The organism is Cerasicoccus arenae, from assembly GCF_014651635.1.
Lineage (GTDB): Bacteria > Verrucomicrobiota > Verrucomicrobiia > Opitutales > Cerasicoccaceae > Cerasicoccus > Cerasicoccus arenae.
In genome coordinates this window covers 38,808-62,762 of the sequence record NZ_BMXG01000018.1, presented here as the reverse complement: position 1 = coordinate 62,762, position 23,955 = coordinate 38,808, and the positions used below count along the sequence as shown (strand labels likewise).

The window sequence follows — 23,955 nt, the reverse complement described above, 5'->3', positions numbered from 1 at the left end:
TCAGCTCTAAGCCAGCTCATAAACCGCTATTCGTTGGCACATTGAATGCCATTCTACGCCATATCGCGACTCACAAGGGTTGCGATATGGCGGGCCTGTAATTTACCCCGCGTGTTTAACGACGGCGACGTGCGATGAGGCCAACGAGGCAGACGGCACCAAGGATGATCGCGTAGGTTTGCGGCTCGGGAATGGTTTCCAACGTAATGGATTGGATGGTTCCTTGGGCATTGGCGGATGAAGAAAACCCGATCGCACCAAGGCTGGATGGATTGGTGGAGTAGGTGTAGGTCATGCCAATGCTTCCACCGTTGAGGTCCAACTGCACGCCATTGAAAAAGGCGTCAACGGTCCAGTTGGCGACCGAAGTATCGAGCACCAATTCCATTTCGAAGCTACTGAAATCCTTGCCCGTTTGAGAATAAATGGTTGAGCCTGTGGCACCGCCAGCTCGTACATTCAACTCACCATTGTTGCGGGCAAATATCCAAGGCCTTCCTTCGGTTGGGCCAGCAATATAGAAACCTCTATCAGGAACGGTCCCGATGCTTTCGCTGAAGCCAACGCCATACCAAGTGGTGGCGTCGATGTCGGTCATGGACATCGTGGACTTAAGGCTGTAGACATTCGGATTGTCTGCGAAATAGTTGGCGCTCAGCAATATGCCAGCCATGCCATTTTGCACGGAAGAACTGCCATACTGGGCCTCGCCATCGGATACTTGCCAGCCGAAACTTGTGCCGCTGCTGTAGCCAATCCAGTCGTTGCCGGGTGAGGTTACTGGTGTGCGGCCTGATAAGGCGGAGTTGGTGCCGGATGGGCCAAAATCATCGAAAACAATGACGCTTGCGCCAATGTCGGGGAACGTAGGCAACAAGCAGAGCGCGAGTAATGGGGCAATGAAACGCATGCATCTATAATTGATTCAAATAGCGTTTTTGTCAAATGCTTAACTAAGTGAGTGGCCTTGGAGTCCGTTACTCCTCGATTTTTGATCGTGAGCGGATTTAAAAAATCAGCGACGTCGACGTGCGATGAGGCCGATCAGGCATGCGGCACCAAGGATAAGCGCATAGGTGTGCGGCTCGGGAATGGTTTGCAGGGTAATAGACTCAACACTGCCAACGACACCGTCTGGGGCGGATAGGCCAATGGCAGCCAGGGTTGGGTTGTTTACGTAGGTGTATGACATGCCGATAGACACGCCATTGAGGTCTAGTTGTGCTCCATTAATATATGCATCGACCGTCCAGTTGGCGACTGATGTATCGAGCACCAATTCTATTTCAAAATTTGACACATCGTAGCCAGTGTCAGAATAGACTGTGGTCGCGCCAGCAACGCGGACGTTCAGCTCTCCGTTTTGACGCATGAACATCCAAGGTTTACCCTCATTCGCTTCTCCTACTGCATAAAACCCGCGATTTTGGCCAGTGCTAATGAAATTGGAGTAACCAATGCCGTACCATAGGTCGCTGCCGCCGTCTGGAGTCATCGAAATCGTGGATTTTAAGCTGTAGATCGCGGGATTGTTGACGAAATAATCACTGCCGAGCTCAATGCCAGCCATGCCGTTAACTGTTGAGGAGGTGCCGAAAACAGCATCACCGTCAATGACCTTCCAGCCAACGTTCGATCCGCTGGTGTAGCCAGTCCAATTGTTGCCGGGGGTGACTACTGGAGTGCGGCCGGGCAAGTCGCTGCTTCCTGCAGCTGAGCCAAAATCGTCAAATACGATGACGGTTGCGGTTGCGCTGGAGATCATGCCTAAGCTCAAGGCGATCGTAGCAAGGGTAGGAAAATTCATGGCTTTAATTGAATGGAGATCTGAGACTAAGTCAAGGCATTCTGGTATTTCGGACAACAAAAAGCCCCAGCCAAGAATGGCTGGGGCTTTGAAAATATGCTGTAAACCGGAGGGGATTAGCCCTTGGTCGCTTCGTCGAGGATGTCTCCGAGGGAGGTCATCTGACCTTGATCCTGGATGCGGTCGAATGCAGCAACTTCGGCGGCGAGCTGATCGCTGTCGTAGCTGGCGGCCTTGACAGACAAGCCAATGCGGCGGTCTTCGGCGTCGATCTTGATGACACGTGCGGTGACTTCCTGACCTTCGGTGATGACGTCCTTGATCTTCTCAACGTGTTCTTCGCTGATCTGGCTGATGTGCACGAGGCCATCGATGCCGTGTTCGAGCTCGATGAATGCGCCGTAGCCAGTGAGCTTGGAGACCTTGCCGTTGACGATGTCGCCGATCTTGAAGTATTGCTCGATGTTGTCCCAAGGGTCTTCCATGAGCTGCTTCATGCCGAGCGAGATGCGCTGGTTGTCGCTGTCGACGTCGAGGACGATGGCGTTGATTTCGTCGCCCTTCTTGACCACTTCGGATGGGTGGTTGACCTTGCGGGTCCAGGACATGTCGGAAACGTGAACCATACCATCGATGCCTTCTTCCAGCTCGACGAATGCGCCGTAGTTGGTGAGATTGCGCACCTTGCCACGAACGCGGGCACCTGCTGGGTAATTGTGGCGGGCCATATCCCAAGGATTTGGCTCGAGCTGACGAACGCCGAGGCTGATCTTCTGCTCGTCCTTCTGGATGCCCAGAACAACGGCTTCGATCTGATCACCAACCTTGAGCACTTCGCTCGGCTTGTTGATGCGCTTGGTCCAGGACAGTTCGGTGACGTGCACGAGACCTTCGACGCCTTCTTCCAACTCGACGAATGCGCCGTAAGGAACGAGGTTGACGACCTTACCGGCAATCTTGGCGTTGACCGGATACTTGTGCTCGATGTTGTCCCAAGGATTGGAAACAGTCTGCTTGAGGCCGAGGGAGACACGCTCGCGGTCGCGGTCCACTTCGATGATCATCACGCTGATTTCTTCACCCACCTTGAGCATTTCGCTTGGGTGAGAGATACGACCCCAGCTCATGTCGGTGATGTGGAGCAAGCCGTCGAGGCCATCCAGGTCGATGAAGGCACCGTAATCGGTGATGTTCTTGACCGCACCACGACGGACGTCGCCTGGCTTGACTTCTTCGAGGAGCGTGCGGCGCTTCTCGAGGCGCTGCTCTTCGATCAGCTCGCGGCGCGAAACAACGATGTTGCGGCGCTCGGTGTTGATCTTAACGATCTTAAAGTCGTATGTCTGCTGAAGATACTGATCCAGGTTCTTCGGAGGCTGGATGTCGATCTGAGAAGCAGGCAGGAATGAGTCGACGCCGATGTTGACGATGAGGCCACCCTTGACCTTGGCCTTCACGCGGCCAGGAACGATGGAGCCTTCTTCGCACTGGTTAACAATGTTTTCCCAGTTTTTCTTTTGCTCGGCCTTGTCGAAGGACAGGATAGGATTGCCTTCCTTGTCTTCGACTTTTTCGACGTAAACTTCGATCTCGTCGCCAATGGACAATTCGCCGATATCGAGGAATTCGTTGGCGTTGATCGAGCCTTCGCTCTTGCCGCCAATGTCTACGATAACTTCGTTGGCGCGGATTTCAGTGATGCTGCCCTTGACAATTGCGTGGGGAGCGAGGTTTGCGAAGCTGCTCTGTGCGAGCAGCTCTTCCATTAATGAACTCATAGGTAGTTGATGGATAACGAATCCTGATGCGCGATGCGCGGTAGGGATCCGGTTGACGGTTGGTTGTTTGGTTTGTCGGTTGTCTGAGAAAGCCGCGGCGGACGAATCCACTTTGGCGAAAACCCAATATCAGGCCCGTTTTTTGGGCCTTTGGCAAGTGTGAAATGATACTCGTGATACCCACGCGTTGCTTTGTGGCGTCCGGCCTGCAATTTGACAAAACAATGCCCCAGGCCACTGAGAAGGGGCATGAGGCATGGTTATGGATTATTGGCTTAAAAACCTATCGCTTGCGTCGCTTGAGGAAGGCGGCGACTCCGACCAGGCCCGCGAAAATCATTGTATACGTGCTCGGCTCGGGAACGACGCCGGTCGTCCAGTTAACCTCTACGAGGGTGTTGCTGCTGGCGTCGAGGAGGGAGAAGGTGCCAGCACCGAGAGCGATGTCCGGCGGCGTGAAGCCGAAGTCGGCCAGTGTTTCACCGTTGGTGAAGTAGGAGGTGGAGCCTCCCATCGTAGTGCTGCCCGTCGCTACATCCGAGAAAATCGTTACGTTACCAGAACCCTCCCCGATCAGGACTGCCAGAGTGCTACCGCTTACGGAGTTCGTACTGCTCACGCTTGCATCGCCCCAGGGGATATCTCCACTGATACTAGCGAACGTGCTGCTTCCCATGTAGTTCGCGCCGTTGGTGGTGCTCGAAAGGATGGTGCCCTCGCCATTGTTTCCAAAGATTGCTTGCTCGGCAAATTGGATGGGGAAACTGCTGCTGAACCAACTGGGCGTCTCACCGCTGGCGGTGACTGTAACGCCCGATGCGGTTTGGACAAAGTCGAAGGAAATCAACGCCTGCACGGATGACGCGCTTAGAAGAATACCCATGGTGACTATGCGCATGGGAGTCGTGAGGGTGGTGTGTTGCATTAGGTGTATTTTGGACATTGCTAATATAGGTTTTAGACCCTGTCTCTAGACAGGAATTAATAGAGACTGAATCCCATTATCTTTATTTGTGTCAACGTAAATAACGAAATAAAAGCGATTTAAGAACGTCTAGGCATTTTGTTAGTAGTTGATTTTTGTGAGACTTGTATTCAAAAGAAGGACTTTCGATACTGGAAATACAGCCTTGCGCACTTCTGCGATGCAGCTTTCAGGGGTAGAGGGGCGGCAGCTATCGCACATGCATGAACCCGGTTCGCTTGATTAAAACCGAAGACCTGATCTAGCCAAATAATCAACCGCAGTACCACGGTGACTGAAGCCGATATCGCTTCATGATGAACAGGCGATTTTTTAAACGAAGTTACGGAAAATATTTCTGGAGATTGGATCGCTTTGCTCGGTAATGTCGTGAAATGAAATTCCCCCACGCCGAAACCATTCACCCCGGCAAAGTCATTACTTATAAAGCTGTGGGTGATGTGGAATTGAACTTGCACGTTTTCTACCCACCCGGGCATCGGCCAGATAGTCAGGTGCCCGCCATTTTGTTTTTCTTTGGTGGGGGTTGGGTGAACGGAACGCCGAAGCAATTTTATGCGCAAAGCGAGCACCTCGCCTCACGCGGAATGGTGGCGATCTGCGTGGAATATCGGATCCATAGCCTACACCAGACTGGGCCTCAAGAGTGCGTGCAGGATGGTAAGTCGGCGATTCGCTACGTGCGTGCGCACGCTAGCGAATTGGGGATCGACCCCAACCGGATTGCTGCTGGCGGCGGCTCGGCGGGCGGCCATGTTGCGGCGGCGACTGCGACGGTGGACGGTTTCAACGAGCCGGGCGAAGACACTTCCGTCAGTTGTCGCCCGAACGCGCTCGTGCTCTTTAATCCGGTCTATGACAACGGTCCCGAGGGCTTCGGATTCGACCGCGTGCAGGACTACTGGGCATCCTTCTCGCCCTTACATAATCTGCATGCCGACATGGGGCCCGCGATTGTGCTGCTCGGGACGGAAGATCAACATTTAAGCGTGGAGCGGGCCAAGGAGTTCCAGAAAGCGATGCAGGATCTGGGTGTCCGGTCGGAACTGATCACTTACGAAGGCGAGCCACACGGTTTCTACAACGAGGTCAAATACGATGAGACCCTACGCGAAATGGACCAGTTTTTGGTTTCGCTGGGTTATTTGGAAAAGCAGGATTAACAGACGGCGGGTAATGCAGTATTCGCCCCTTTAGATAATCGGCAAGGTATCGAATTGGCCGTCAAGGACGAGTGATGGGTCGGCCTTAAACCAGTCCTGAATAACGGAGGCGTAGACTTGGCGAAAATCGTATTCGTGGCGGAGGTCGTTGTTTTGCAGATTCTGTAAGTCGGGCACCTCGCCGAGGAGCGGCGTTTGTAGATTGCGGCCCATGACAAAGAGCGGGGCGGCGGCACCGTGGTCCGTGCCTTGGCTGCCGTTCTGCTGTGGGCGGCGCCCAAACTCTGAGAAAACCACCGTGAGGACTTGGTCGTCGAGCTTATGTTTGATCAGATCCTGTTGGAAAGCGTGTAGCGCATTGGATAGCTCGCCGAGGCGTTGGGAGTGGCCGTTTGCTTGGTTGGCGTGTGTGTCGTAACCGCCTTGAGCGACAAAATAGACGCGCGTTTCGAGCCCGGCGGCGATCATTGCGGCGACTTTTTGCAGGGATTGACCCAGGTTGCCCTGATACTTGGCCTGCGGCTTGTAGCGGTCGACGATGTTTTGGACCCGCTTCTCGGTGACAATGGCATCCATCATCATGTGCTGCAAATAGCTGCCCGTGTCGGAAGCACTGGGGGCCTGGGTCAGCTTTTCCAGCAGAGCGAGCTCATCTTCGTTCTTCTTGCGAATGCGACCACGGGCGGGCATGCCAAAGATCGAGTGCGGCTTTTCGGACATGAAATGGCCGGGCGTGTCGTCACTGATGTGGAGCGCCATCGGGTCACTACTGGTGTGGCCATCGCCGTCACAGGCATTGTCAAAATAGCGCCCCAGCCAGCCGTCACGGCCAATAATATCGCTGTCGGTAGCGGTCTCCCAGATTTCCGTGGAGCGGAAATGGCTGCGGTTGGGGTTGGGATAGCCGACGTTCTGAATGATGCTCAGATTCCCGTCCTTGTAGAGGCGCTCCATGCCCGCGCAATTGGGGTGCAGGGCTAGGAAATCAGAGATCGGCCGATAGCCCTCCTTGATTCCCAAATCGGGCCGTAGGTTATAATACATGTCGTCCTGAAAGGGGATGCAGGTGTTGAGCCCGTCGTTGCCACCAGCGAGCTGAATCATGACGAGAATCTGTCGACCGGTTTCCGGGCGCGCGACATCGGCCCGGGCGGTGCTGGTTAGGAAGCTCGGAGCAAACCCGCTGAAGGCCACGAGGCCCAGCCCCCCCATTGAGCCGCGGAGGAATTCGCGCCGGGTGACGGCGATGGGCGTGTATTGGTTCTTCATTGCGGATTAAGAAAGTTGATAGGCGGGGGATTGAAGCAGGGCGAGCAGGGCTTGTCGCACGCGCTCCGAACGCTGACGCGGCGGAACACGCACATGCACGATGAGCTGCTCCTTGAATTCTTCTGTCTGCTCTTTGGGCAGGAAATATCGGCAAAGGTGGTTAATGAGGTCCGGCGAGTCTTTATTGAGAAGAGGTTCGAGCCGCTCTTGATCGACGTGGAACGGCCCCTTGTCATCCTCAATCGCTTCTTCGATGCGCATCTTCTCGTCAGCATTGAGGCGTTTTTCATTGGGTGGGTAAAGAAGGTTGCGGACCAACTGTTGACGGGCCGAGAGGGAGGAGGCGGTGATCCAATGTTTGCCGCCGAGCCAGCCCCGTACATTAGGTGGGTTCTGGAAGCTCTGGCCCATGCTGCGTAGTTGCCCTTCCAGCCGTTGAGGGACCGGATAGATGTCCAGATTCATGTCCTGACAAAGCCCGATATAATAATGAATGGGCGACTTGATCAACTCGCCGCGGAATTCGGGTGCAAAAAATAGTTGGCTGGTAAAAACGGTTTGAAGGAGCCAGCGCTGATCAAAGTCACGCTTGGCCCATTCGTCTCCCAAATAGTCGAGGTAGAGGTCGGGCACTGGCGTCTCACTGAGATAAAACAGGCAAAGCTCACGCGGGAGAAAGAGCTTGGCTCCGGGCTGTTCGAAAACCATCTCGATGATTTCATCGCCGTTCCAGCGACCGGTTCGCCCAAACACTGTTTTCGGGCCGTCGTCGTAAGAGTGGGGGTTGAAACGGAATTCGGAAAAATAATAATCGGTATTACCGGTGTAGTTATAGCCAGTAAAGGCGCGTGCTGCCTCCTTAACATCTTGCTCAGTGTAGTTGCCCTCACCGAGGGTGAATAGCTCCATGAGCTCGCGGGCGAAATTTTCGTTGGGGGTGCCTTTGACACTTCGATTCAGATCGAGGTATTGAATCATCGCGGGCGAACGGCTCACGGATTTGGCTAAATCGCGGTAGCTGCCAAAACCTTCGCGCCGGAGAAGGTTTTGATGTTCGTAGAGCACGCCGCCGCGTTTTACTTTGGAGTGGGCAACGACGAACATGCTCTCCAGAAAGAGCACGTATTTTTCCTGAGCGGAATTTTCGGGTTGGCGCGCAAAATCAAACCAAGCCATGGCAAATTCACTAAACGCTTCCCGTTCGGCTCGCTGGATTTTTTTCTGGAGTTCCTGACGGGTTTTCTCGTCCTGATTGCGCATACCCCGGCGAAGGTGCTGGATTTCGAGTTCTGCCTCCCAGGTTTTCGTTGGTACGTCAAATTCACGTCCTTTAAAGGCGTCTTTAACCGTTGCTTGGAGGCCCACATTGACCGCTTGCTGTACGTCGGCTGGGCGGGCGGAAAAGCCAATACGGCGAAGCAAATGGGCGGCGGTGTCGGTGTTCCACTGGTCGCTTGGCAGGGGTTGCCACGTTTGGCGGGGGCTCATGTTACCGTAGGCGAAACTCATCGTTTAATAAGAACCCAGAGTAGGGGATAAAGTTACAAAATTTTCATCTACGATTATACTTTTCCGAAAATTCAATTGCAATACGGAATCAGGGGGCGATTAGTTCAGCATGTCCATTTCATTGCAGCTATCTTCGATCGTGTTCATCTTGGCTTTTTGTTTGGGAGGCTGTGAAACGGTGCAGGTCGATTCCTCTTCTTCTGGTTCCAAGGTCCTGTCTTCGTCGAGCAAGTGCTATGTGTCGCCAGACTTTGCAGATACAGACGGTAGTCGCCCGCCCTCTGAACGCACCGATGAAAATGTTCGCAAAATCGTCGGATCAACGCTTGAAGCGAAGGGTTACACCGTGGTGGACAGCGCCTCGGCGGCTGACTTCACGATTAATGGCAGTTGGGAAAAGGGAAAGGTTTTGGGCAGCAAACAACCGTCAGGGGCGATTGGCGGCAGTAATCAAGCGAACGCAGGGAATGCATTCTATTTAACGCTTACGGCGATGAAGAATGGAGCGTCGCTGTGGTCCGTTACTTCTCCTTTGGTAGGTGGAAAGCTTTCGGATGAAATCCCCGTCTTGCTCAAGGATTTCCCATCGCAGGGTGATTCCTAAACGGCTTATGAAAAAAGGCCCTTGGCTGATTGGCGCTCTGGCGGGTATCTGCACGGGCCTTTTGCATTTTGTGGCGTTCCCGCCTTGGGATGTGGCGGAGGCAGCTTATCTGTTCGCCTTGCCGCTGCTGCTGTGGATGTTTACGCGCCCACCGCGTCGCCGGTTGGCAATATGCGCTTTTTTAGGATTCTGGCTGAGCTGGTTTCTGCTGATCATTTGGCTGCGCCATGTGCATCCGCCGATGGGCTCAGTGGGTTTGATCATACTGTCATTCCTGTTGGCGCTTTTTCCGATGAGTTGGGCGTTGATGGCTGGTTGGCTGCTGCCTCCGGCGATGTCGCGCAGCTTTCCCCAGCGCTTGCTTACCCTGCTGGGGCTCGCGGGTTTTTGGGTGATTCTGGAATGGCTGAAAACATGGGTGCTGACGGGCTTTCCGTGGCTCCCGTTGGCCGCGAGCCAATGGCTGCGCCCAGCCATGCTACAGGCGGCGGAGTACGGCGGCCAGTATGCGGTGTCGTTCATTCTCATCTTCTTCAACCTGACCCTTGCGGTCTACATTCAACGTCTTTTTCTGGAGCCTGCCAAGGCTGAGGCCGAAACTGAAAATGCTGATTCTGAAGCTCTGGCCAACATCCCCTCGCGCCCGCGTCTGCAACTGCGCTGGCGGTTTTGCCCAGAGTTTTACGTGGCATTGGCGATGGTGTTCGCATCGGTTTGGATTTACGTAAAAACGGTTTCTCAAGGAGGAGATCGCGAGCCAATGCTCAATGTTGCTGCTGTCCAGCCTTGGATTCCAGCTGATTTGAAGTGGACGCAGGAGATGGTTCAGGAGTCCCTCGATGTGCTCCAACAGGAAACTCAGCGTGCTGTCATTTCCACGCCCAAGCCGGACTTGATACTTTGGCCTGAAGCCGCGCCGCCGTATCCCATTATTAACGCCAAGGGCGACCGCAACATGGAGTTGTGGATCGCCGATGGTATCGCGGGCATCGGTATTCCATTAATCACCGGTGCGCTGGCGCAGTTTCCCAACGGAGAGTGGGCTAATGCAGTCTTTTATATTGATCCCGAGAATGGCCTTCGCGATGGCCATTATGCCAAACGCCGCCTCGTCCCTTTCGGTGAATATATCCCTCTGCGTAATATCCTATTTTTCATTAAGACTGTGGTGCCGCTGGACATCGATTTGAGGCCCGGTGACCATTCCCGTCCGCTTCCGGTCGAGGCGAACGGTCAAATTTGGAAAGCCGGTGTGCTGATCTGCTACGAAGATATTTTTGCTCGCTTGGGTCGTGAAGTGGCCCGAGAAGGTGCTGATTTCATCGTCGTGGTGACGAATGACGGTTGGTATGGCGAGGAAGCGGGGGCTTACCAGCATGCCGCACATTCCGTGCTGCGCGCGGTGGAGACTCGACGGCCAGTTGTCCGTTGCGGCAATAATGGCTGGAGTGGCTGGATCGATGAATATGGCAACGTTCGTGATGTGCTGACAGGGGAAGATGGTCGTGTTTATCAACGAGGCAGCAAGACCTTTTCATTGACCTATGACCCAATCTGGCGCGGCCAGTTGACCTTTTATGTGCGCTATGGCGACTGGGTGCTATGGGGGGGGGGCGTTTTCCTTGCCCTCGCGATTTGGCGGCAGAGGCGAGGAGCTGTGACGTCTAAGTAGGATATTCCGTCCGTTGGAAATCCAGGAGCATGCCGTCACCGACGCATCAGAGAGGCACAAGGCTGGTCAGCTCCACCATTCTCGTGGACTGACGATGGGAAATGTAGCCAAAGCAAGTCTAGCTCAACTCGGCACCGACAAGCGGTTGCGGATGAGCTCGTGAGTATTTGCGGACTGGATCATTCCGTTGAGCAAGCGGGACATCATAGCGAGTTGGCGCTTGCCCATAGCGGCGTCACCCGTTTCCAAAACATTGCGGGCAACCATCATGTCGAGAACTGCAGTGCAAGCCAGCACCTGGCTTTTGGCGGCGTCAAAGGCCTTGACGCGCTCGGCAGAGGAACCTTTCCCCAAAGCCGCTACAATATGAATCGGGATAGTATTCGAGATGCTGTCCAGCTGTTCAGCAAGCCCTTTGCGGCGGTTGTCGCCTTCGGTGAAATTCTCGACCATGACTACCCACTCAATACTGAGTTGGTAGACTTTTTGGGTTTCGTGAGGGAAAAAGTTACTCATTACACGCTTTAATAGGGGAATGCTGGGGGCTATAATTAAAATTGCGACCCTGAAATTCCTCAGGCCAATACAACGGTCTTGATGTTGACGAACTCCTTGATGCCATAGGAAGACAATTCGCGACCGTAACCGGATCGTTTCATTCCGCCAAACGGCAACCGGGGATCGCTCTTCACGAAGTCGTTGATGAATACTGCTCCGGCATGCAGTTTTTCGCGTGCTAACTTCCGCCCGCGTTCCAAGTTTTGCGTGAAGACGGCACCACCCAAGCCATACTCGCTACTGTTGGCGATGCGAACTGCGTCGTGTTCATCCTTGGCTTCGACAATTGATAAAACCGGGCCGAACATTTCCTGATCGTAAGCTGGTGAGCCTTCGGGGGAATCGGAAATGACTGTTGGCGGATACCAGGCTCCGGGCTGCTCGGGGATATAGCCGCCGATCAAAAGCTTCGCGCCCGCCTTTATGCTGGCTTGAACTTGGTCATGGATTTCGTCGCGTAGGTCTATCCGCGCCATTGGGCCAAGCTTCGTTTGGGCAAGTGTTGGGTCGCCAAGGGTAATTTCTTTCATCGCAGCAACTACCTTTTGTTCAAAGGCTTCACGCACTTTAGGCAGCACAATCGCGCGTTTGGCGGCGATGCAGCTTTGGCCAGCATTGAGCATACGTCCCGCAACAATTTTTTCCACCGCTAGGTCCAGATCGGCGTCTTCCAAGACAATATAGGCGTCCGCACCGCCGAGTTCGAGGACGCATTTTTTAATCAGCGAACCTGCCATAGCGGCGACCTTTTCGCCTGCTTTTGTGGAGCCAGTAAGGGTGACTGCGTTCACGGCGGGGTGGGCAATGGCGATAGCTGCCCCGTCTGAGCCAACCATCAGCGTGCGAAAGACATTCATCGGGAAGCCCGATTGCTGAAAAATGGACTCGATCGTCAACGCGCACTGGGGAACATTGGAGGCGTGCTTGAGGACCATGGCGTTGCCAGCCATCATCCCGGGAGCAGCGGCACGGAAAACCTGCCAGAATGGGAAATTCCAAGGCATGATTGCGAGTACGCAGCCGAGTGGTTGGAAGGTGGCGAAGGCCTCGCTCGCAGATGTCTCCAAGGGCTCGTCGGCCAAATATTCTGCGGCTTTATCTGCGTAGTATTCGCAGACCCAGGCGCATTTTTCACACTCAGCCATGGCCTCAGTGATCGGTTTGCCCATCTCCAGCGTGATCGTTTTACCGTAGGCTTCTTTGTTGGCGCGCAGCAATTTCGCGGCAGAGCGAAAGCAGTTGCCCCGCTCGTAAAAAGACATCCCTCGCCAAACTGCGGCATCCGTCACAACGTCATCCAGAATACGAAGGATCTCGGGAATGTCTATGGAGGGAAACTCGCGAACAAGCTCCCCCTTGGCGGGATTCACTGTCTGAAGTGACATAATAATCGCGTAGGGTAACAGAAGGGTAGAAGACGAATTTAAGGCGCACTTTCGAGCCGCGTCAACCCTTTGGATGGAAACAGTAATCGTGCTTCGGGCTAATCTTTCTTCGTCGTCTTCTTGGCTTTCTTTTCGGCTTGGCGCGCGCGAAAGCCCCGGTTGGCACCCTTTTTACCCTCGACCGTGAGCCAGGACAGTAGGGTGGCCAGATTTTCCGATGGGGCTAGAGAGACCGGGCCCTGTGTCGGAATATAAATCCGGTGCTCGCACAGCGGAACGATGCGTTTGTCGATGCCTTCCGGACGGTCGCTGATGATCAACGCGGCGGCGCGGCCGGGGGCGCGGAGAGGCTTGTCCCATTTGGGTCGGCTGGCACCGGGACCGCCGACACCAATCGACAGAAAGTATTGCGCCATTGGCTTGAACAACGGAACGAGGCGCCCGATGCGGTAGCAGCGAATGTATTCCAGTGCGCCTTGACTGCTGCTGTACACTGCGCCGTCGATGGGGGCTTGGTCAGGTGCGTCAGTGATCAGTGCACGGCGCATGTTAAAGCTCACTGCGACACGGAGGATGCGCCCCAGCTCGAGCGGGTCTTTGACTCGATCAATGATCAGCAGGGGTTCGCCGCTTTTCTGCCAGTCCACGAGGTGGGATACCTGAAATTGCGGTTTGAGCGGCGGGTCGATGAACGCCACGATGCCATCGTGGTTTGGGTGCCTGACGACGCGCGTTAGGCGGTCGTAAGTTTGCTGGGAGTAGGATCGTTTCTCGTCGGCCAGGTAATGGCAGATTTGGCCTAGCACACCCAAGTTCTCCTCGGTGATCCAAAGTTTACGCAGCGCCTGAGGCCGTTCTTTATAGACCGCTTCTACAGCGGCGCGCCCGCAAATGATCCAGTCTTCCGGATGAATGGTGTTGTCGTCTTGGGCGGAGGGCTCTGTCATGCGGGAAGTCTCGGAGGATTGCTGGCGTCCGACAAGCTCTGTTTGTCAATTAACCGCAAAGTACCTGGAGAATCGCAGAACCATGATTTGAAACCCTGCTCGTGGCCGATTTTCGCAGCGCGCAGGGGGGGGGCATTATTCAAAAAGGGTTTTCAGAAATGAATAGACATCCTTGGAGAAGCGCCACTTTAGCAGATATTCCAAGGCCACGTAATTTTGAATCACGGCAATGAACCAGAATGTGACCTGATACCTCGTTTTTGATGTCTTGTGACGAAAAAATCTCTGTGCGAAATATGCCGCGGCCCAACCACCAGCTAACTCCAAGAGGTGGAGCGTGTTTTCTGGGGTCCGCCAAGAATCGGTCTGCGCTTTTCTTTTGTCGGACCAGTTTATGTAAACGGTGATGAGCGATATAAGCACGATATAGCCAAGCACATATTTGGGGTTATTAGAGCTGCATAATTTGATCAGGGCAGCGATTGGAAGTCCCGATGCAAGTAGGGCTACCACAATTGCCGTGGTCCAATATTGGGTGCTGCGCCTGTTTCGTCGTTCTGCCGTTCGTTTCATTGATTCGGGTGATTTAAAATAGTCACAATACAAAATGTCAAAATATGAAGGTTAGGGTATTGTCGTCACCGCGATGATACTGATTTGTTGATTGGAGCCTCAGGGCTTGTCTTTATTGGGCGAAGCGATCAGACAAAATCATGATGAGCACTAGCCCGCAAAACCCGGATGAGCCTCAGCGTAAAGGCAGCAAGAAGGCACCCCGTCTGGCCATTGTTGGCGGGGGAGCCGCTGGCTTTTTTACTGCGATTACGGCTGCCGAAGCCAACCCCAAAGCGAAGGTCACCATTTATGAGCGTGGCCAGAAGTGGCTTGCGAAGGTCAAAATTTCCGGGGGAGGGCGCTGCAATGTCACCCATGCGTGTTTCGATCCTAAGGAGCTGTCTACCCGTTATCCGCGTGGTTCGCGAGAGCTACGTGCCGCGTTCCATCGTTGGCAGCCACAGGACACGTTGGACTGGTTTACGGAGCGTGGCGTGCACATCAAACGCGAGGACGATGGTCGGATGTTTCCCACCACCGATGACTCGCAAACGATCATTGATTGCTTCCTCAAAGCCGCTCAGGAAGCGGGCATTCAACGCCTTAAAGGCGTCGGCCTGAAGTCGCTCACCGTCGAGTCTGATGGCAGCTTTACACTGGAACGAACGGACGATCAAATTGACCGGGCGGACGCGATCTGCATTGCTGCTGGTTCGCTGAAAGCGTCGCCGTTGATGCGGGCGCTGGAGGGGTTGGGGCATACGATCGAGCCGCTGGCACCGTCGCTGTTTGCCTTTAATGTCGCCGACAAGCGCACGCACGGCCTGGCGGGGCTATCGGTGCAGGATGTGAGTGTGCAGGTTATCAAGGGCGGTAAACCTCAGGTCGGCCCGATCCTTATTACCCACCGTGGCTTCAGTGGTCCGGCGATTCTCCGGCTCTCGGCTTGGGAAGCGCGTGCTCTGCAGGCGGAAAATTATCATTTTGAAATCGCGATCAACTGGTTGGGGCAGGCGACGGAAAACCAGCTCCGTGAACAGTTCAACCAGCTACGCAAGCGTTCTGGCAAAAACAATGTCCAGAGCAAGGTGTTCGACGCCATTCCACGTCGGCTGTGGGAACGCTTGGTGCAGATTGCAGGCATTGCTGAGGATATGCGCTGGGCTCAATTGCCAAAAGATCAGGAAAACGCGCTCATCCGGGAACTCGTTGACGGCCATTATCAAGTCCAAGGAAAGACCACGAACAAGGACGAATTTGTTACCTGTGGCGGCGTGAAGCTGAAGGAAGTGGACTTCCGTCGTATGGAAAGCCGTGTCGTGCCGCACTTGCATTTCGCGGGCGAATGTCTGGACATCGACGGCATCACCGGTGGCTTTAATTTTCAGGCCGCTTGGACCACGGGAAGGATTGCTGGAGAAACAATGGCGGTCGGCTGAATCTTTTGGAAACGCGTTTAAAAAGTCAGTGGGTTTTCGCTCTGGTTGCGCTCTTTTTTCGACAATTTTTATGTAGAGATTCGCTCATTATCGATTAGCGAATTTCCTTATGGATGTAGGGGATTGGCCAAATCGTTGCCGGATGGTTTTATTAAAATACTGGAGGTCTGGGTAGCCGACTTCTGCGGCAATGACTTTGATCGGGAGGTCGGAGAATTTAAGAAATTCTTTCGCTCGATCAGTGCGAATTCGCCGAAGCCAAATTACTGGGGTCTCGCCGATTTGTTGTTTGATGATGCGGGTGAGTTGATTGTGGGAGAGCTGGCAGCGGCGGGCTAAATCATGAATGGTGAGGGGGTGGCCCATTTCTTGCATTACAATCTGCGTTGCCGTTTCCACTATGTATTCGTGCCTGGGATGGCTGTCGGCATTATCGAGGATATCTCGAATCCCTAGCAGTACTTCCCACAAGCGTAGACAGGCGCGCTGGGGAGAACTTCGCCGAAGCTTGATTGCGTCGGTGAGTAGATTTTTCAATTGAGGTAGTCGAACATCATTGGAGAGGAATTCAGGGCTGAGAGAGTTTACGTTTGATAGTTTGGGGAGTAGGAAATGACAGTAGAGGTGTTCGGAGAGCCCTTCGTAATGAAAGGTCACAGGGCATCCTGGTGGTACCAGTGAGCATGAGCCGGGATGAATCGCATAGCTCGTGCCCGCGCAATCAAGCTGCCCGCTATATTCGTAGAAGTGCAGTGCCCAGTGATCGGGAAGTCGGAATGTTTCGGAATCGACCTGCCTGCCATGCACAGCACGAGTGAGTTGGATAATCGATGGGGGCATTTCTAAATTTTCGATCCACTTCATTGATGGTGAATTATTACCACTAATGCTAGGAATTTGACAAGTGTTTCTTCTTTTGTGATTCGCATTTTTGTGGCAACCTAAATGCATGTTTTCCCCGTTGCGTTTTCGACAGATTCATCTCGATTTTCATACTTCCGGCGCGATTGATCGTATCGGTTCTCGCTTTGATAAGAAGGCTTATCAGGCGACACTGAAGGGGGCTGCGGTGGATAGTGTTTCGACCTTTGCAACCTGCCATCATGGTTGGAGCTATTACGATACAAAGGTGGGAAAACGACATCCTGGGCTTTCTTTTGATCTATTGCGGGAGCAGTTTAATGCCTGTAAGGAGATTGATATCAATGTTCCAATTTACCTGACTGCAGGCGTCCATAACCTCGCGGCAGATGAGCATCCGGAATGGCGTGAAGTTGATTCAGAGGGCCGTTATGCTGGATGGTCGAAGTCCAACCTTAGCGCAGGCTTTCAGACGATGAGCTTTCATTCGCCGTATCTCGATTATCTCTGTGCTCAGGTGCGCGAAGTGATGGAGCTTTTTCCTGATGCGGATGGTATCTTTTTGGACATAATTAATCAGGCAGAAGATTGTTCCGTTTGGGGGCTGCGCCATATGCAAGCAAAGGGACTTGATCCGCTAAAGATCGAAGATCGGCGACAGAGTCGTCTGGATGGATTGATGAAGTATTACCAGCGCGTTACGGACGCGGTTCATTCCATCGACCCGAATATGCCGATTTTTCATAACAATGGGCACATCGTTCCGGGCTATCGGGAAATCTTGAAGTTTTTCAGCCACTTGGAGTTGGAAAGTTTACCGACGGGAGGGTGGGGCTACGACCATTTCCCTATGTCTGCAAAGTATGTTCACCAGTTGGATATGGATTATCTCGGGATGACGGGGAAGTTCCATTCCACCTGGGGCGAATTTGGCGGTTACAAACATCCGAATGCTCTGCGCTATGAGTGCTGTGCGATGTTGGCCTATGGAGCGAAGTGTAGCGTAGGCGATCAGTTACATCCGATCGGTGTTTTGGATGAGAGCACTTACGAAATAATTGGAGAAGCATATCGTGATGTCGCGCAAAAGGAGGCTTTTGTGCAAGGGGCCCGTAATGTGGCTGATGTTGGCCTCGTATTAAGTGGCTCGATAAATAGTGCTGAGAACTTTCTAAATAATGTACGAGATCTTGCCTCCGATACGGGGGCAGGACGTATGTTGCTTGAAGCTCATGTGCTGTTCGATGTGCTCGATGCTGAGATGGATTTTGCGCCGTATAAGCTGCTTATTCTGCCCGATGATGTAAAAGTTGGTCCTGAGCTTGAGACGAAATTAAAGTCCTACCTCGATCAGGGTGGAAAGCTATTTTTAACAGCTGATAGCGCAGTTGATCCGGAGCGTGGTATGTTGTTTGATGTTGGAGCTGAAGTCGGGGACCTCTCTGAGTATGCGCCGGATTACATTTTACCGAACACGGGGTTGCGTGCTGATTTTGTGAACCGACCGATGGTGATGTATGCCAAGAGCCGCCGCTTGACGGTTACGGACGGTGTGTCGCTCGGTGATGTCTATGATCCATATTTTAACCGTCAGTGGGATCATTTTTGCAGTCACCAACACGCGCCTAATCAACCAGAAGCGTCTGGTTTTAGCTGTGGTGTGCTCAAGGGCAATGTGGCTTACCTCGCGCACCCTGTTTTTTCGATTTACCGTAGGTGTGGCCAGGTTGCACTGCGTCAGTATTTTGAAAAGGCACTGGCATATTTGCTTGCCGATGACCGTTCGTTGACGGTTTCAGGACTGCCATCGACTGGACGTGTCTCACTGATGAATCAGGCAGAAAATAGTCGCTATGTGCTGCACCTGCTCCATGCCAATACCATCAACCGAGGCGGGCAAGCAGATCTCCACGGTGGTAATGTTTCGGCTAAAGGGCAGTTCTTTGAAGTGATCGAGGATTTACTTCCGCTCTATAATTTGGACGTCGAATTGAAGCTGGATCGACCGGTGAAGTCTGTCCAACTAGAACCTTTAGGAGAGGCAGTGGAGTTTGAGCAAGTCGACGGAGTGCTCAAATTTCGTGTTTCAACGCTGCTCTGTCATCAGATGATCGGGATGCGTTATTGAGGCAGTCGATTAGAGAGCGTTTTGCTCTGAGATTGGTTTCAGGCGTGGCGCATTAAATGAGGGGCAATGGCACTTCCGCCGTTGCCAAAGTCAGCATTGGTAGGGACGAGCTGTCCCTACCAAGATTGACGAATTTGTTGGTGCCTTACTTCGCCACCTTTTCGAGGATGGCGTTGAGGCGGTTGACCATGCTGCGCGGGTCATCGAGCATACCAGCACTGATCAAGGCGTTGTCCAAGAGCTGTTCGGCGATGAGCTTTGCCGTGTCTTCGTTGGACTCGCGGAGGGTGCTGAGGTGCTTAATGAGGCCGTGGCGCGGGTTGATTTCCAAGTTCACGGAAATACTGTCTTCGGGCATCTCATCGTTGCGTCCCATCGAACGCATGATTTTGCGCATTGAGGCAGACATCATGGCGTCTGCGTTCATGGCGGCGATCGGGCTGTCTACGAGGCGCTTACCAACGGCAACAGTCTTTACGCGGGTTTCGCCGAGGGTGGTCTTGAGCCAATCGCAAAGAGCGGTGACTTGATCTTCCGGGAGGGCTTCGCCTTCGACAGCGGTGTCTTCGAGTTCGATGTCGTTGGAGTCTGCGGCGGTGAGCTTCTTCTCCTTGAACTCGCGGAGATTGGTCATCAGGAATTCGTCAATCGGCTCATAGCAGAAGAGGACTTCGATGCCGCGGGCCTTGAAGGCTTCCAGATAAGGGCCGCTTTCGAGCGCCTTGCGGCTTGGCCCGATAAGGTAGTAAATTTCTTTTTGCTCTTCCTTGGCGCGATCGAGGTAGTCAGCGAGCGAAGTTAGCTTACCGGCTTCGAACATGGAGGACTCGAAACGCAGCAGGCTGGAGGTTTGCTCGCGGTAGGTGTAGTCGCTGGTTGCACCTTCCTTGATGAAAATGCCGAAGTCGTCCCAGAACTTTTGATACTTGTCAGCGTCCTTCTTGGCAATGCCTTCGAGGTGCTTGAGGAAGCGCTTGGTAATGACGTTGCCGATCTTGTTGAGCAACGCGCTGTCTTGCATGGACTCGCGGGAAATATTGAGCGGGAGGTCGGCGGAGTCGACGACGCCCTTGACGAAGCGGAGCCAATCGGGGAGGAGCTTCTTGGGCTCGGGATCGATGAGGATCTTGCGGCAGTGCAGTGCGACGCCGGGCTCAATGCGACCAAAGCCGGGCATTTCTGGATTTGCGCCAGGAATGTAGAGCAGGGCATGGATGTCGAGCGGCGCGTCAGCCTGAAAGTGCATCCAGTCGAGAGGCTCGTCATAGGCCTTGGCCTGATACTTGTAAAACTCTTTGTAGCCGTCTTCGGTGATCTCGGACTTGTCTTGCAGCCAGATTGCCTGCTGGTTGTTGACCTTCTCGCCGTTGAGGTTGATCGGGAATTCGATATAGGCCGAGTAGCGCTCAAGGATGCTTTTAACGCGATGGTCTGCTGCGAAATCCTTGGCGTCCTCTTTAAGAGTGATAACGATCTTGGTGCCACGTCGGACGCCTTCGGCTTCTTCAATGGTGTAGCTGCCAGAGCCATCGCTGGTCCAGCACCAGCCCGTGCCTTCGCTGTGCCAACTGCGGGTGTAGACCTTAACTTCCTCCGCGCACATGAATACCGAGTAGAAACCAACGCCGAACTGGCCGATGAGCGATTCATTCGCGCCGCCGGATTCCTTTACCGCATTGAGGAACGCCTTGGTGCCGGAGTGGGCGATAGTGCCAAGGTTTTCGACGAGATCATCACGCGTCATACCGATGCCAAAGTCTTGGACCGTGATCGTGTTGGCGGTGTCGTCGGTGGTCAGGTTGACTTCAAGCGTGAGGCCGTCGTCGTGGATCGTTTTCTCGGTCAGTTGCAAATGGCGCAGCTTTTCGAGCGCGTCTGAGGCGTTAGACACCAACTCGCGGATGAAGATTTCCTTGTCGGTGTAGAGGGAGTGGATAACGATATCCAGCACCTGTTTGACTTCGGCCTGGAATTCGTGCTTTTCGGGCGCGGTTGTGCTCATGGTAGTTTCTAAGTTGGTGTTTTTATTAAAATGATGGCTGCGTGCAGAGGGGCACATCAGCTAAACCCAACACACTGAGGCAATGACGGCATGCTTTTCAAGCCGTTTTCTAGGGGAGGGGGGGATTATACACGGATTTTGGCTGGAGTTCGATGGACGAAGAATTTGGCTCATTCTTGACGATTCTGAGGGGCGACAATTATGATATTATCGAAGAGTGCATGGACGGTGATATAGTTACCATTGGCATCTTTGGGTGCCCAACTGGGGTCATTTCCACCGTGAAAGGTGCTGAAGAGGAACTTCTGAATCAGTGTGTCCTTGCCGTCTTTTCCGCGAAATTCCATGCCGTCATTAAAAAGAACTTCTTGGCCATCGACTGACGTTTTGGCAAAGCCATTGGCTTGGCCGGCGTCGTTGAGTTGTGTTTCCAACACGACATGCTGCCATTTGCCTTTTTCAAAGACGGGTTCAGCCGTCGTGCCGCCGAAGCCGTAGGTCAAATCCGGGTTCTGGTCATACAGATAGTTGTGCACACGGCCTTTTTTTGAGAACATGATACGCGAACTCCAGCCGTTGGGCTGCCGACGTTTCCCGCCCGTGATTGGTTTTTTAGGTCCGAGGCCGTGCATTTTACCACCGCGAACAAACTGCCAATCATCCTCGAAAAATACGTCGAAGCTGAGGATGGCATGATCCACTTTCTGTTCAAGCGGGTAGTTGATAACGACACGTTTGCTCCCCATTTTTCCGCCGACATAGTTAACACGGATTGCATCGGAACCATCGGGTCCAGCGTCTTTGGCCAATTCTATCTCAGGATGCCTGAGTAGAGCTTGAGCGCATGTTGACTGTGTATCGTTGAAGTCTTCGCTGAGCAAAAGAACATCTTTCGATAACAGCGTGGATGACATGGCGATGAATGTGAGAAATAATCGAATCAGAATCATTTTCCTTGATGGCTTAGCGAAGCAATTAGCCCTACATGATAGAGGGGGAGCATTGAACTATGGCAAACTCCTTTTGTAGTGCCACTTGCAATTAAAGCGAGCAAATGTATGAAATGTGAATCATACGATAGATCGTAGGTGTCGTGCGTAACTACCCCTCCCCTTTTTTTAGCCGGATTACCATTCTACGCGATCAAGGGATGTGGTCTTTGGGCCCGTATGGAGCAGGCTACCACAAAACAAAAACCGCGAAGATTACGACGATCATTAAGACGGCGATGACGGCAACGGTGTAGTCCTTGGCAGACTTTGGCCGTGGCGTTCCAAACTCCCGCTCGGCGAATTCGTCGTAATTGAATGTGTCGTCGTCGGGTAGGTCTAGACCGTCGTAAATTGCGCCACTGGAGTCGTTGCTACGGTACAGGCCAGTGCGCTCATCGGCACCGCATTCGGGGCACGCGAGGGTATTGGCTTTCACCATTGCTCCGCAGATCGGGCATTCAAAGTCATTGCTCATGTCAGAGGTTGAAGTTTGCTGTAAACTGAGCCCAATTGAAAGCCATGATTCTGCTTTCAATTTATTTTGCCAGATGAGAAAAAATACTCACCTTAGGTGCGATGCCCTATGCGTCTAATCGTCTTGGCCGAATGTCTTGGCTGCCTTTTGTGCTGCTCTTGTTGGTGCTGGTTGGGTTGCTGGGCAGTGGCTATTGGATCTGGCAGGGGTATGAGTTCTCACGCGCCTTCCGGCTTCTCAAAGCAGGACAGTACGCAGAGGTCATTCCGCACACCGAACGGTTAATTGCATTTGGGCCAGACAAAATGCGCGCGCGCGTCATTCAGGTTCGCGCCTTGATCGAAATAGATGCCAAAGGCTCTATTGAAGAGCTTACCACGTTATTGGCTCAGGGGAGTGCGAAGGATCATCCAGAGATCGGGCTGGCATTTCTGCAGTTGCAGTTGGATGCGGATAGGCTGGATGGCGTGGATGAGGTTCTTCAGGAACTGCGCACCAAACAAGCTGCTAATCCAGAATTTTTGCTGCTTCAGGCCAAGATACAAATACGGCGTGAAGAGCAGAGGGAGGCGTTTTCGACTTTGGAGCAATTACTGTCGGTTGACTCCCAAAATGAGGAGGCGCTGCTCCTGCGCGGGCAACTTTTATTGAGGCAGAACAATCGGGCCGCTGACATTCAGGCGAAGTCCAACTTGCGCCAGGCGTCTAAACATAAGGGAGAAGTCGGCATGAGTGCCTTATTGACGCTGGCCGCGAGTCCAGGTATCCCGCTTTTCGACAGTGATCGAGAATGGTTGATGCGTCGCATACGAGAGCATTCGCGCGGGACACCGATCAGCCGTTTGCTAGCCGATACACAGCAATTGAATTTGGAGCCGGGAAAGCGCGCTGCAATCATTGCTGAGGCAATTCGTCGTGAAGGGGCTAAGGAGCCTGAGTTGGTCGCAAAATGGCTTCTTTCCAATAGTGCTTACGCCGAGCTTCTGGTCTTTTTGCAGAGTCCTGCTAGCGGTCAACTGGACGAGACTGGCCGTTGGAGCGCTCAGCTTATGGCTTATATGCAGAGCAATGATTTGGAAAATGCGAGCCGACTGCTTAATCGGGCTGATCAGCCCATCAGTGAAGCCCGTCGTACCACTTTGCTGGCGTTTATTGGTAGCGGCCAGGATACGGCCAACAGCAAGCAAGCAACGCAACTCTGGCGGGATGCCTACGCTCAGGCTGAGGAAGACGGGGCCTTTAACGAGCTTCTGGCACTCGGGCAGCTTGCTCTGCGTAAAGGTTGGCAAGAGGAGGCAGCAGCCTGCCTGAAAACAGCGATTGCTGCTGCGAAAAATTCGCGCGAAGAATTGGCCGCGATTCCTCTTTATCTCGCTGCGCTTACGATGCAGGGCAAGACAGCAGACGCGCTCGTTGTGGTGCATCGTTCACTGGAGCTATCACCGGATGACGTCGGTATGCTTAATAATCAATATTATCTTGAGGCGTTGTTGGACGATCCTGCGGATGCCGATCCGCATCGCATTGCTCCATTGGTTGAGCAGTCGCCGGCTAGTGTCATGCGCTCTACATATTCCTTTCTTTTGTGGAAAGCAGGCCTGCTCGACCAAGCTCAGGAGCAGTTTGATCTACTGAACAAGCAATACCTTAGCATCGGAAGCTGCCGCCTCGGAGGGCTTCTCATTGCGGTTGACCAAAAGGATTACCCTGCGGCTGCGAATCTGATGAAGGGCCTTGATCCTGCCGTGCTCATGCCAGAGGAAGCTGTGCTCTATGATCAAGCGAAGTCCGTCCTTGAGGCGCATCAGGCGCTTTAGCTATAGCTG

20 protein-coding genes are annotated in these 23,955 nt (G+C 53.3%); 6 read left to right on the top strand and 14 right to left on the bottom strand.

Features of this window, described 5'->3' with window-relative positions:
• Window positions 1-115 precede the first annotated feature (115 nt).
• The 4 genes from IE065_RS13555 to IE065_RS13540 all read right to left on the bottom strand — a co-directional run bounded on the left by IE065_RS13555 (window position 116) and on the right by IE065_RS13540 (window position 4,528).
• Window positions 116-910: a PEP-CTERM sorting domain-containing protein gene (locus tag IE065_RS13555; protein ID WP_189515982.1), complete on the bottom strand. Its 795-nt coding sequence runs from the start codon at window positions 908-910 to the stop codon at window positions 116-118.
• A gap of 105 nt (window positions 911-1,015) precedes the next feature.
• On the bottom strand, window positions 1,016-1,807 hold the full coding sequence (locus tag IE065_RS13550; protein WP_189515980.1) for a PEP-CTERM sorting domain-containing protein: 792 nt from the start codon (window positions 1,805-1,807) through the stop codon (window positions 1,016-1,018).
• Between the two features lie 116 nt (window positions 1,808-1,923).
• Window positions 1,924-3,585, bottom strand: coding sequence for a 30S ribosomal protein S1 (locus IE065_RS13545; protein WP_189515973.1), 1,662 nt, complete (start codon window positions 3,583-3,585; stop codon window positions 1,924-1,926).
• Between the two features lie 283 nt (window positions 3,586-3,868).
• Entirely contained in the window at window positions 3,869-4,528 is a 660-nt protein-coding gene (locus tag IE065_RS13540; RefSeq protein ID WP_189515971.1) for a PEP-CTERM sorting domain-containing protein, read from the bottom strand.
• Window positions 4,529-4,944: 416 nt separating this feature from the next.
• On the opposite strand from IE065_RS13540, the gene IE065_RS13535 reads away from it, so the two are divergent.
• Window positions 4,945-5,733 carry an alpha/beta hydrolase gene (locus tag IE065_RS13535; RefSeq protein ID WP_189515969.1) on the top strand — a complete coding sequence of 263 codons (789 nt, stop codon included), beginning with the start codon at window positions 4,945-4,947 and terminating at the stop codon, window positions 5,731-5,733.
• Window positions 5,734-5,763: 30 nt separating this feature from the next.
• On the opposite strand, the gene IE065_RS13530 is transcribed toward IE065_RS13535, so the two are convergent.
• Together IE065_RS13530 and IE065_RS13525 are read right to left on the bottom strand one after the other, a co-directional pair.
• Entirely contained in the window at window positions 5,764-7,002 is a 1,239-nt protein-coding gene (locus IE065_RS13530) for a DUF1501 domain-containing protein (protein WP_189515967.1), read from the bottom strand.
• A 6-nt stretch (window positions 7,003-7,008) separates the two neighbouring features.
• Window positions 7,009-8,511 carry a DUF1800 domain-containing protein gene (locus IE065_RS13525; RefSeq protein WP_189515966.1) on the bottom strand — a complete coding sequence of 501 codons (1,503 nt, stop codon included), beginning with the start codon at window positions 8,509-8,511 and terminating at the stop codon, window positions 7,009-7,011.
• Between the two features lie 109 nt (window positions 8,512-8,620).
• On the opposite strand from IE065_RS13525, the gene IE065_RS13520 reads away from it, so the two are divergent.
• Complete coding sequence (locus IE065_RS13520; RefSeq protein WP_189515965.1) at window positions 8,621-9,115, top strand: DUF4136 domain-containing protein; 495 nt, start codon at window positions 8,621-8,623, stop codon at window positions 9,113-9,115.
• A gap of 7 nt (window positions 9,116-9,122) precedes the next feature.
• Window positions 9,123-10,787: an apolipoprotein N-acyltransferase gene (gene lnt, locus IE065_RS13515; RefSeq protein WP_189515963.1), complete on the top strand. Its 1,665-nt coding sequence runs from the start codon at window positions 9,123-9,125 to the stop codon at window positions 10,785-10,787.
• A gap of 123 nt (window positions 10,788-10,910) precedes the next feature.
• On the opposite strand, the gene IE065_RS13510 is transcribed toward lnt, so the two are convergent.
• From IE065_RS13510 to IE065_RS13495, 4 genes are all read right to left on the bottom strand, one after another.
• Window positions 10,911-11,303, bottom strand: coding sequence for a four helix bundle protein (locus IE065_RS13510; protein ID WP_189515961.1), 393 nt, complete (start codon window positions 11,301-11,303; stop codon window positions 10,911-10,913).
• Window positions 11,304-11,362: 59 nt separating this feature from the next.
• The gene (locus IE065_RS13505) at window positions 11,363-12,730 is read right to left on the bottom strand and encodes an NAD-dependent succinate-semialdehyde dehydrogenase (protein ID WP_189515959.1); all 1,368 of its coding nucleotides are present in this window, start codon (window positions 12,728-12,730) and stop codon (window positions 11,363-11,365) included.
• A 98-nt stretch (window positions 12,731-12,828) separates the two neighbouring features.
• Window positions 12,829-13,677 (bottom strand): RNA methyltransferase, encoded by an 849-nt coding sequence (locus IE065_RS13500; RefSeq protein ID WP_189515957.1) that lies wholly within the window; start codon window positions 13,675-13,677, stop codon window positions 12,829-12,831.
• 135 nt (window positions 13,678-13,812) lie between these two features.
• On the bottom strand, window positions 13,813-14,250 hold the full coding sequence (locus IE065_RS13495) for a DUF1294 domain-containing protein (protein WP_189515955.1): 438 nt from the start codon (window positions 14,248-14,250) through the stop codon (window positions 13,813-13,815).
• Window positions 14,251-14,390: 140 nt separating this feature from the next.
• Here IE065_RS13495 and IE065_RS13490 point away from each other — a divergent pair, with 140 nt between their 5' ends.
• Complete coding sequence (locus IE065_RS13490; protein ID WP_200163193.1) at window positions 14,391-15,671, top strand: BaiN/RdsA family NAD(P)/FAD-dependent oxidoreductase; 1,281 nt, start codon at window positions 14,391-14,393, stop codon at window positions 15,669-15,671.
• 87 nt (window positions 15,672-15,758) lie between these two features.
• On the opposite strand, the gene IE065_RS13485 is transcribed toward IE065_RS13490, so the two are convergent.
• The gene (locus tag IE065_RS13485) at window positions 15,759-16,535 is read right to left on the bottom strand and encodes a helix-turn-helix transcriptional regulator (RefSeq protein WP_189515953.1); all 777 of its coding nucleotides are present in this window, start codon (window positions 16,533-16,535) and stop codon (window positions 15,759-15,761) included.
• Between the two features lie 85 nt (window positions 16,536-16,620).
• Here IE065_RS13485 and IE065_RS13480 point away from each other — a divergent pair, with 85 nt between their 5' ends.
• Window positions 16,621-18,660 (top strand): alpha-amylase family protein, encoded by a 2,040-nt coding sequence (locus tag IE065_RS13480; RefSeq protein ID WP_189515951.1) that lies wholly within the window; start codon window positions 16,621-16,623, stop codon window positions 18,658-18,660.
• A 145-nt stretch (window positions 18,661-18,805) separates the two neighbouring features.
• On the opposite strand, the gene htpG is transcribed toward IE065_RS13480, so the two are convergent.
• The 3 genes from htpG to IE065_RS13465 all read right to left on the bottom strand — a co-directional run bounded on the left by htpG (window position 18,806) and on the right by IE065_RS13465 (window position 22,129).
• The gene (htpG, locus tag IE065_RS13475; RefSeq protein WP_189515949.1) at window positions 18,806-20,662 is read right to left on the bottom strand and encodes a molecular chaperone HtpG; all 1,857 of its coding nucleotides are present in this window, start codon (window positions 20,660-20,662) and stop codon (window positions 18,806-18,808) included.
• A 170-nt stretch (window positions 20,663-20,832) separates the two neighbouring features.
• Window positions 20,833-21,576 carry a polysaccharide lyase gene (locus IE065_RS13470; RefSeq protein WP_189515947.1) on the bottom strand — a complete coding sequence of 248 codons (744 nt, stop codon included), beginning with the start codon at window positions 21,574-21,576 and terminating at the stop codon, window positions 20,833-20,835.
• Window positions 21,577-21,841: 265 nt separating this feature from the next.
• A complete protein-coding gene (locus tag IE065_RS13465) occupies window positions 21,842-22,129 on the bottom strand; it encodes a zinc ribbon domain-containing protein (protein WP_189515945.1) in 288 nt (95 codons plus the stop codon).
• 131 nt (window positions 22,130-22,260) lie between these two features.
• On the opposite strand from IE065_RS13465, the gene IE065_RS13460 reads away from it, so the two are divergent.
• Entirely contained in the window at window positions 22,261-23,946 is a 1,686-nt protein-coding gene (locus IE065_RS13460; protein ID WP_189515943.1) for a tetratricopeptide repeat protein, read from the top strand.
• The last annotated feature ends 9 nt before the right edge of the window (window positions 23,947-23,955 follow it).

Coding starts and splice junctions, on each gene's coding strand:
- IE065_RS13500 (WP_189515957.1), bottom strand. CDS start 13,677: ATGACAGAGCCCTCCGCCCAAGACGACAACACCATTCATCCGGAAGAC.
- htpG (WP_189515949.1), bottom strand. CDS start 20,662: ATGAGCACAACCGCGCCCGAAAAGCACGAATTCCAGGCCGAAGTCAAA.
- IE065_RS13495 (WP_189515955.1), bottom strand. CDS start 14,250: ATGAAACGAACGGCAGAACGACGAAACAGGCGCAGCACCCAATATTGG.
- IE065_RS13470 (WP_189515947.1), bottom strand. CDS start 21,576: ATGTCATCCACGCTGTTATCGAAAGATGTTCTTTTGCTCAGCGAAGAC.
- IE065_RS13505 (WP_189515959.1), bottom strand. CDS start 12,730: ATGTCACTTCAGACAGTGAATCCCGCCAAGGGGGAGCTTGTTCGCGAG.
- IE065_RS13490 (WP_200163193.1), top strand. CDS start 14,391: ATGATGAGCACTAGCCCGCAAAACCCGGATGAGCCTCAGCGTAAAGGC.
- IE065_RS13530 (WP_189515967.1), bottom strand. CDS start 7,002: ATGAAGAACCAATACACGCCCATCGCCGTCACCCGGCGCGAATTCCTC.
- lnt (WP_189515963.1), top strand. CDS start 9,123: ATGAAAAAAGGCCCTTGGCTGATTGGCGCTCTGGCGGGTATCTGCACG.
- IE065_RS13555 (WP_189515982.1), bottom strand. CDS start 910: ATGCGTTTCATTGCCCCATTACTCGCGCTCTGCTTGTTGCCTACGTTC.
- IE065_RS13550 (WP_189515980.1), bottom strand. CDS start 1,807: ATGAATTTTCCTACCCTTGCTACGATCGCCTTGAGCTTAGGCATGATC.
- IE065_RS13520 (WP_189515965.1), top strand. CDS start 8,621: ATGTCCATTTCATTGCAGCTATCTTCGATCGTGTTCATCTTGGCTTTT.
- IE065_RS13485 (WP_189515953.1), bottom strand. CDS start 16,535: ATGAAGTGGATCGAAAATTTAGAAATGCCCCCATCGATTATCCAACTC.
- IE065_RS13480 (WP_189515951.1), top strand. CDS start 16,621: ATGTTTTCCCCGTTGCGTTTTCGACAGATTCATCTCGATTTTCATACT.
- IE065_RS13460 (WP_189515943.1), top strand. CDS start 22,261: ATGTCTTGGCTGCCTTTTGTGCTGCTCTTGTTGGTGCTGGTTGGGTTG.
- IE065_RS13545 (WP_189515973.1), bottom strand. CDS start 3,585: ATGAGTTCATTAATGGAAGAGCTGCTCGCACAGAGCAGCTTCGCAAAC.
- IE065_RS13525 (WP_189515966.1), bottom strand. CDS start 8,511: ATGAGTTTCGCCTACGGTAACATGAGCCCCCGCCAAACGTGGCAACCC.
- IE065_RS13465 (WP_189515945.1), bottom strand. CDS start 22,129: ATGAGCAATGACTTTGAATGCCCGATCTGCGGAGCAATGGTGAAAGCC.
- IE065_RS13540 (WP_189515971.1), bottom strand. CDS start 4,528: ATGTCCAAAATACACCTAATGCAACACACCACCCTCACGACTCCCATG.
- IE065_RS13535 (WP_189515969.1), top strand. CDS start 4,945: ATGAAATTCCCCCACGCCGAAACCATTCACCCCGGCAAAGTCATTACT.
- IE065_RS13510 (WP_189515961.1), bottom strand. CDS start 11,303: ATGAGTAACTTTTTCCCTCACGAAACCCAAAAAGTCTACCAACTCAGT.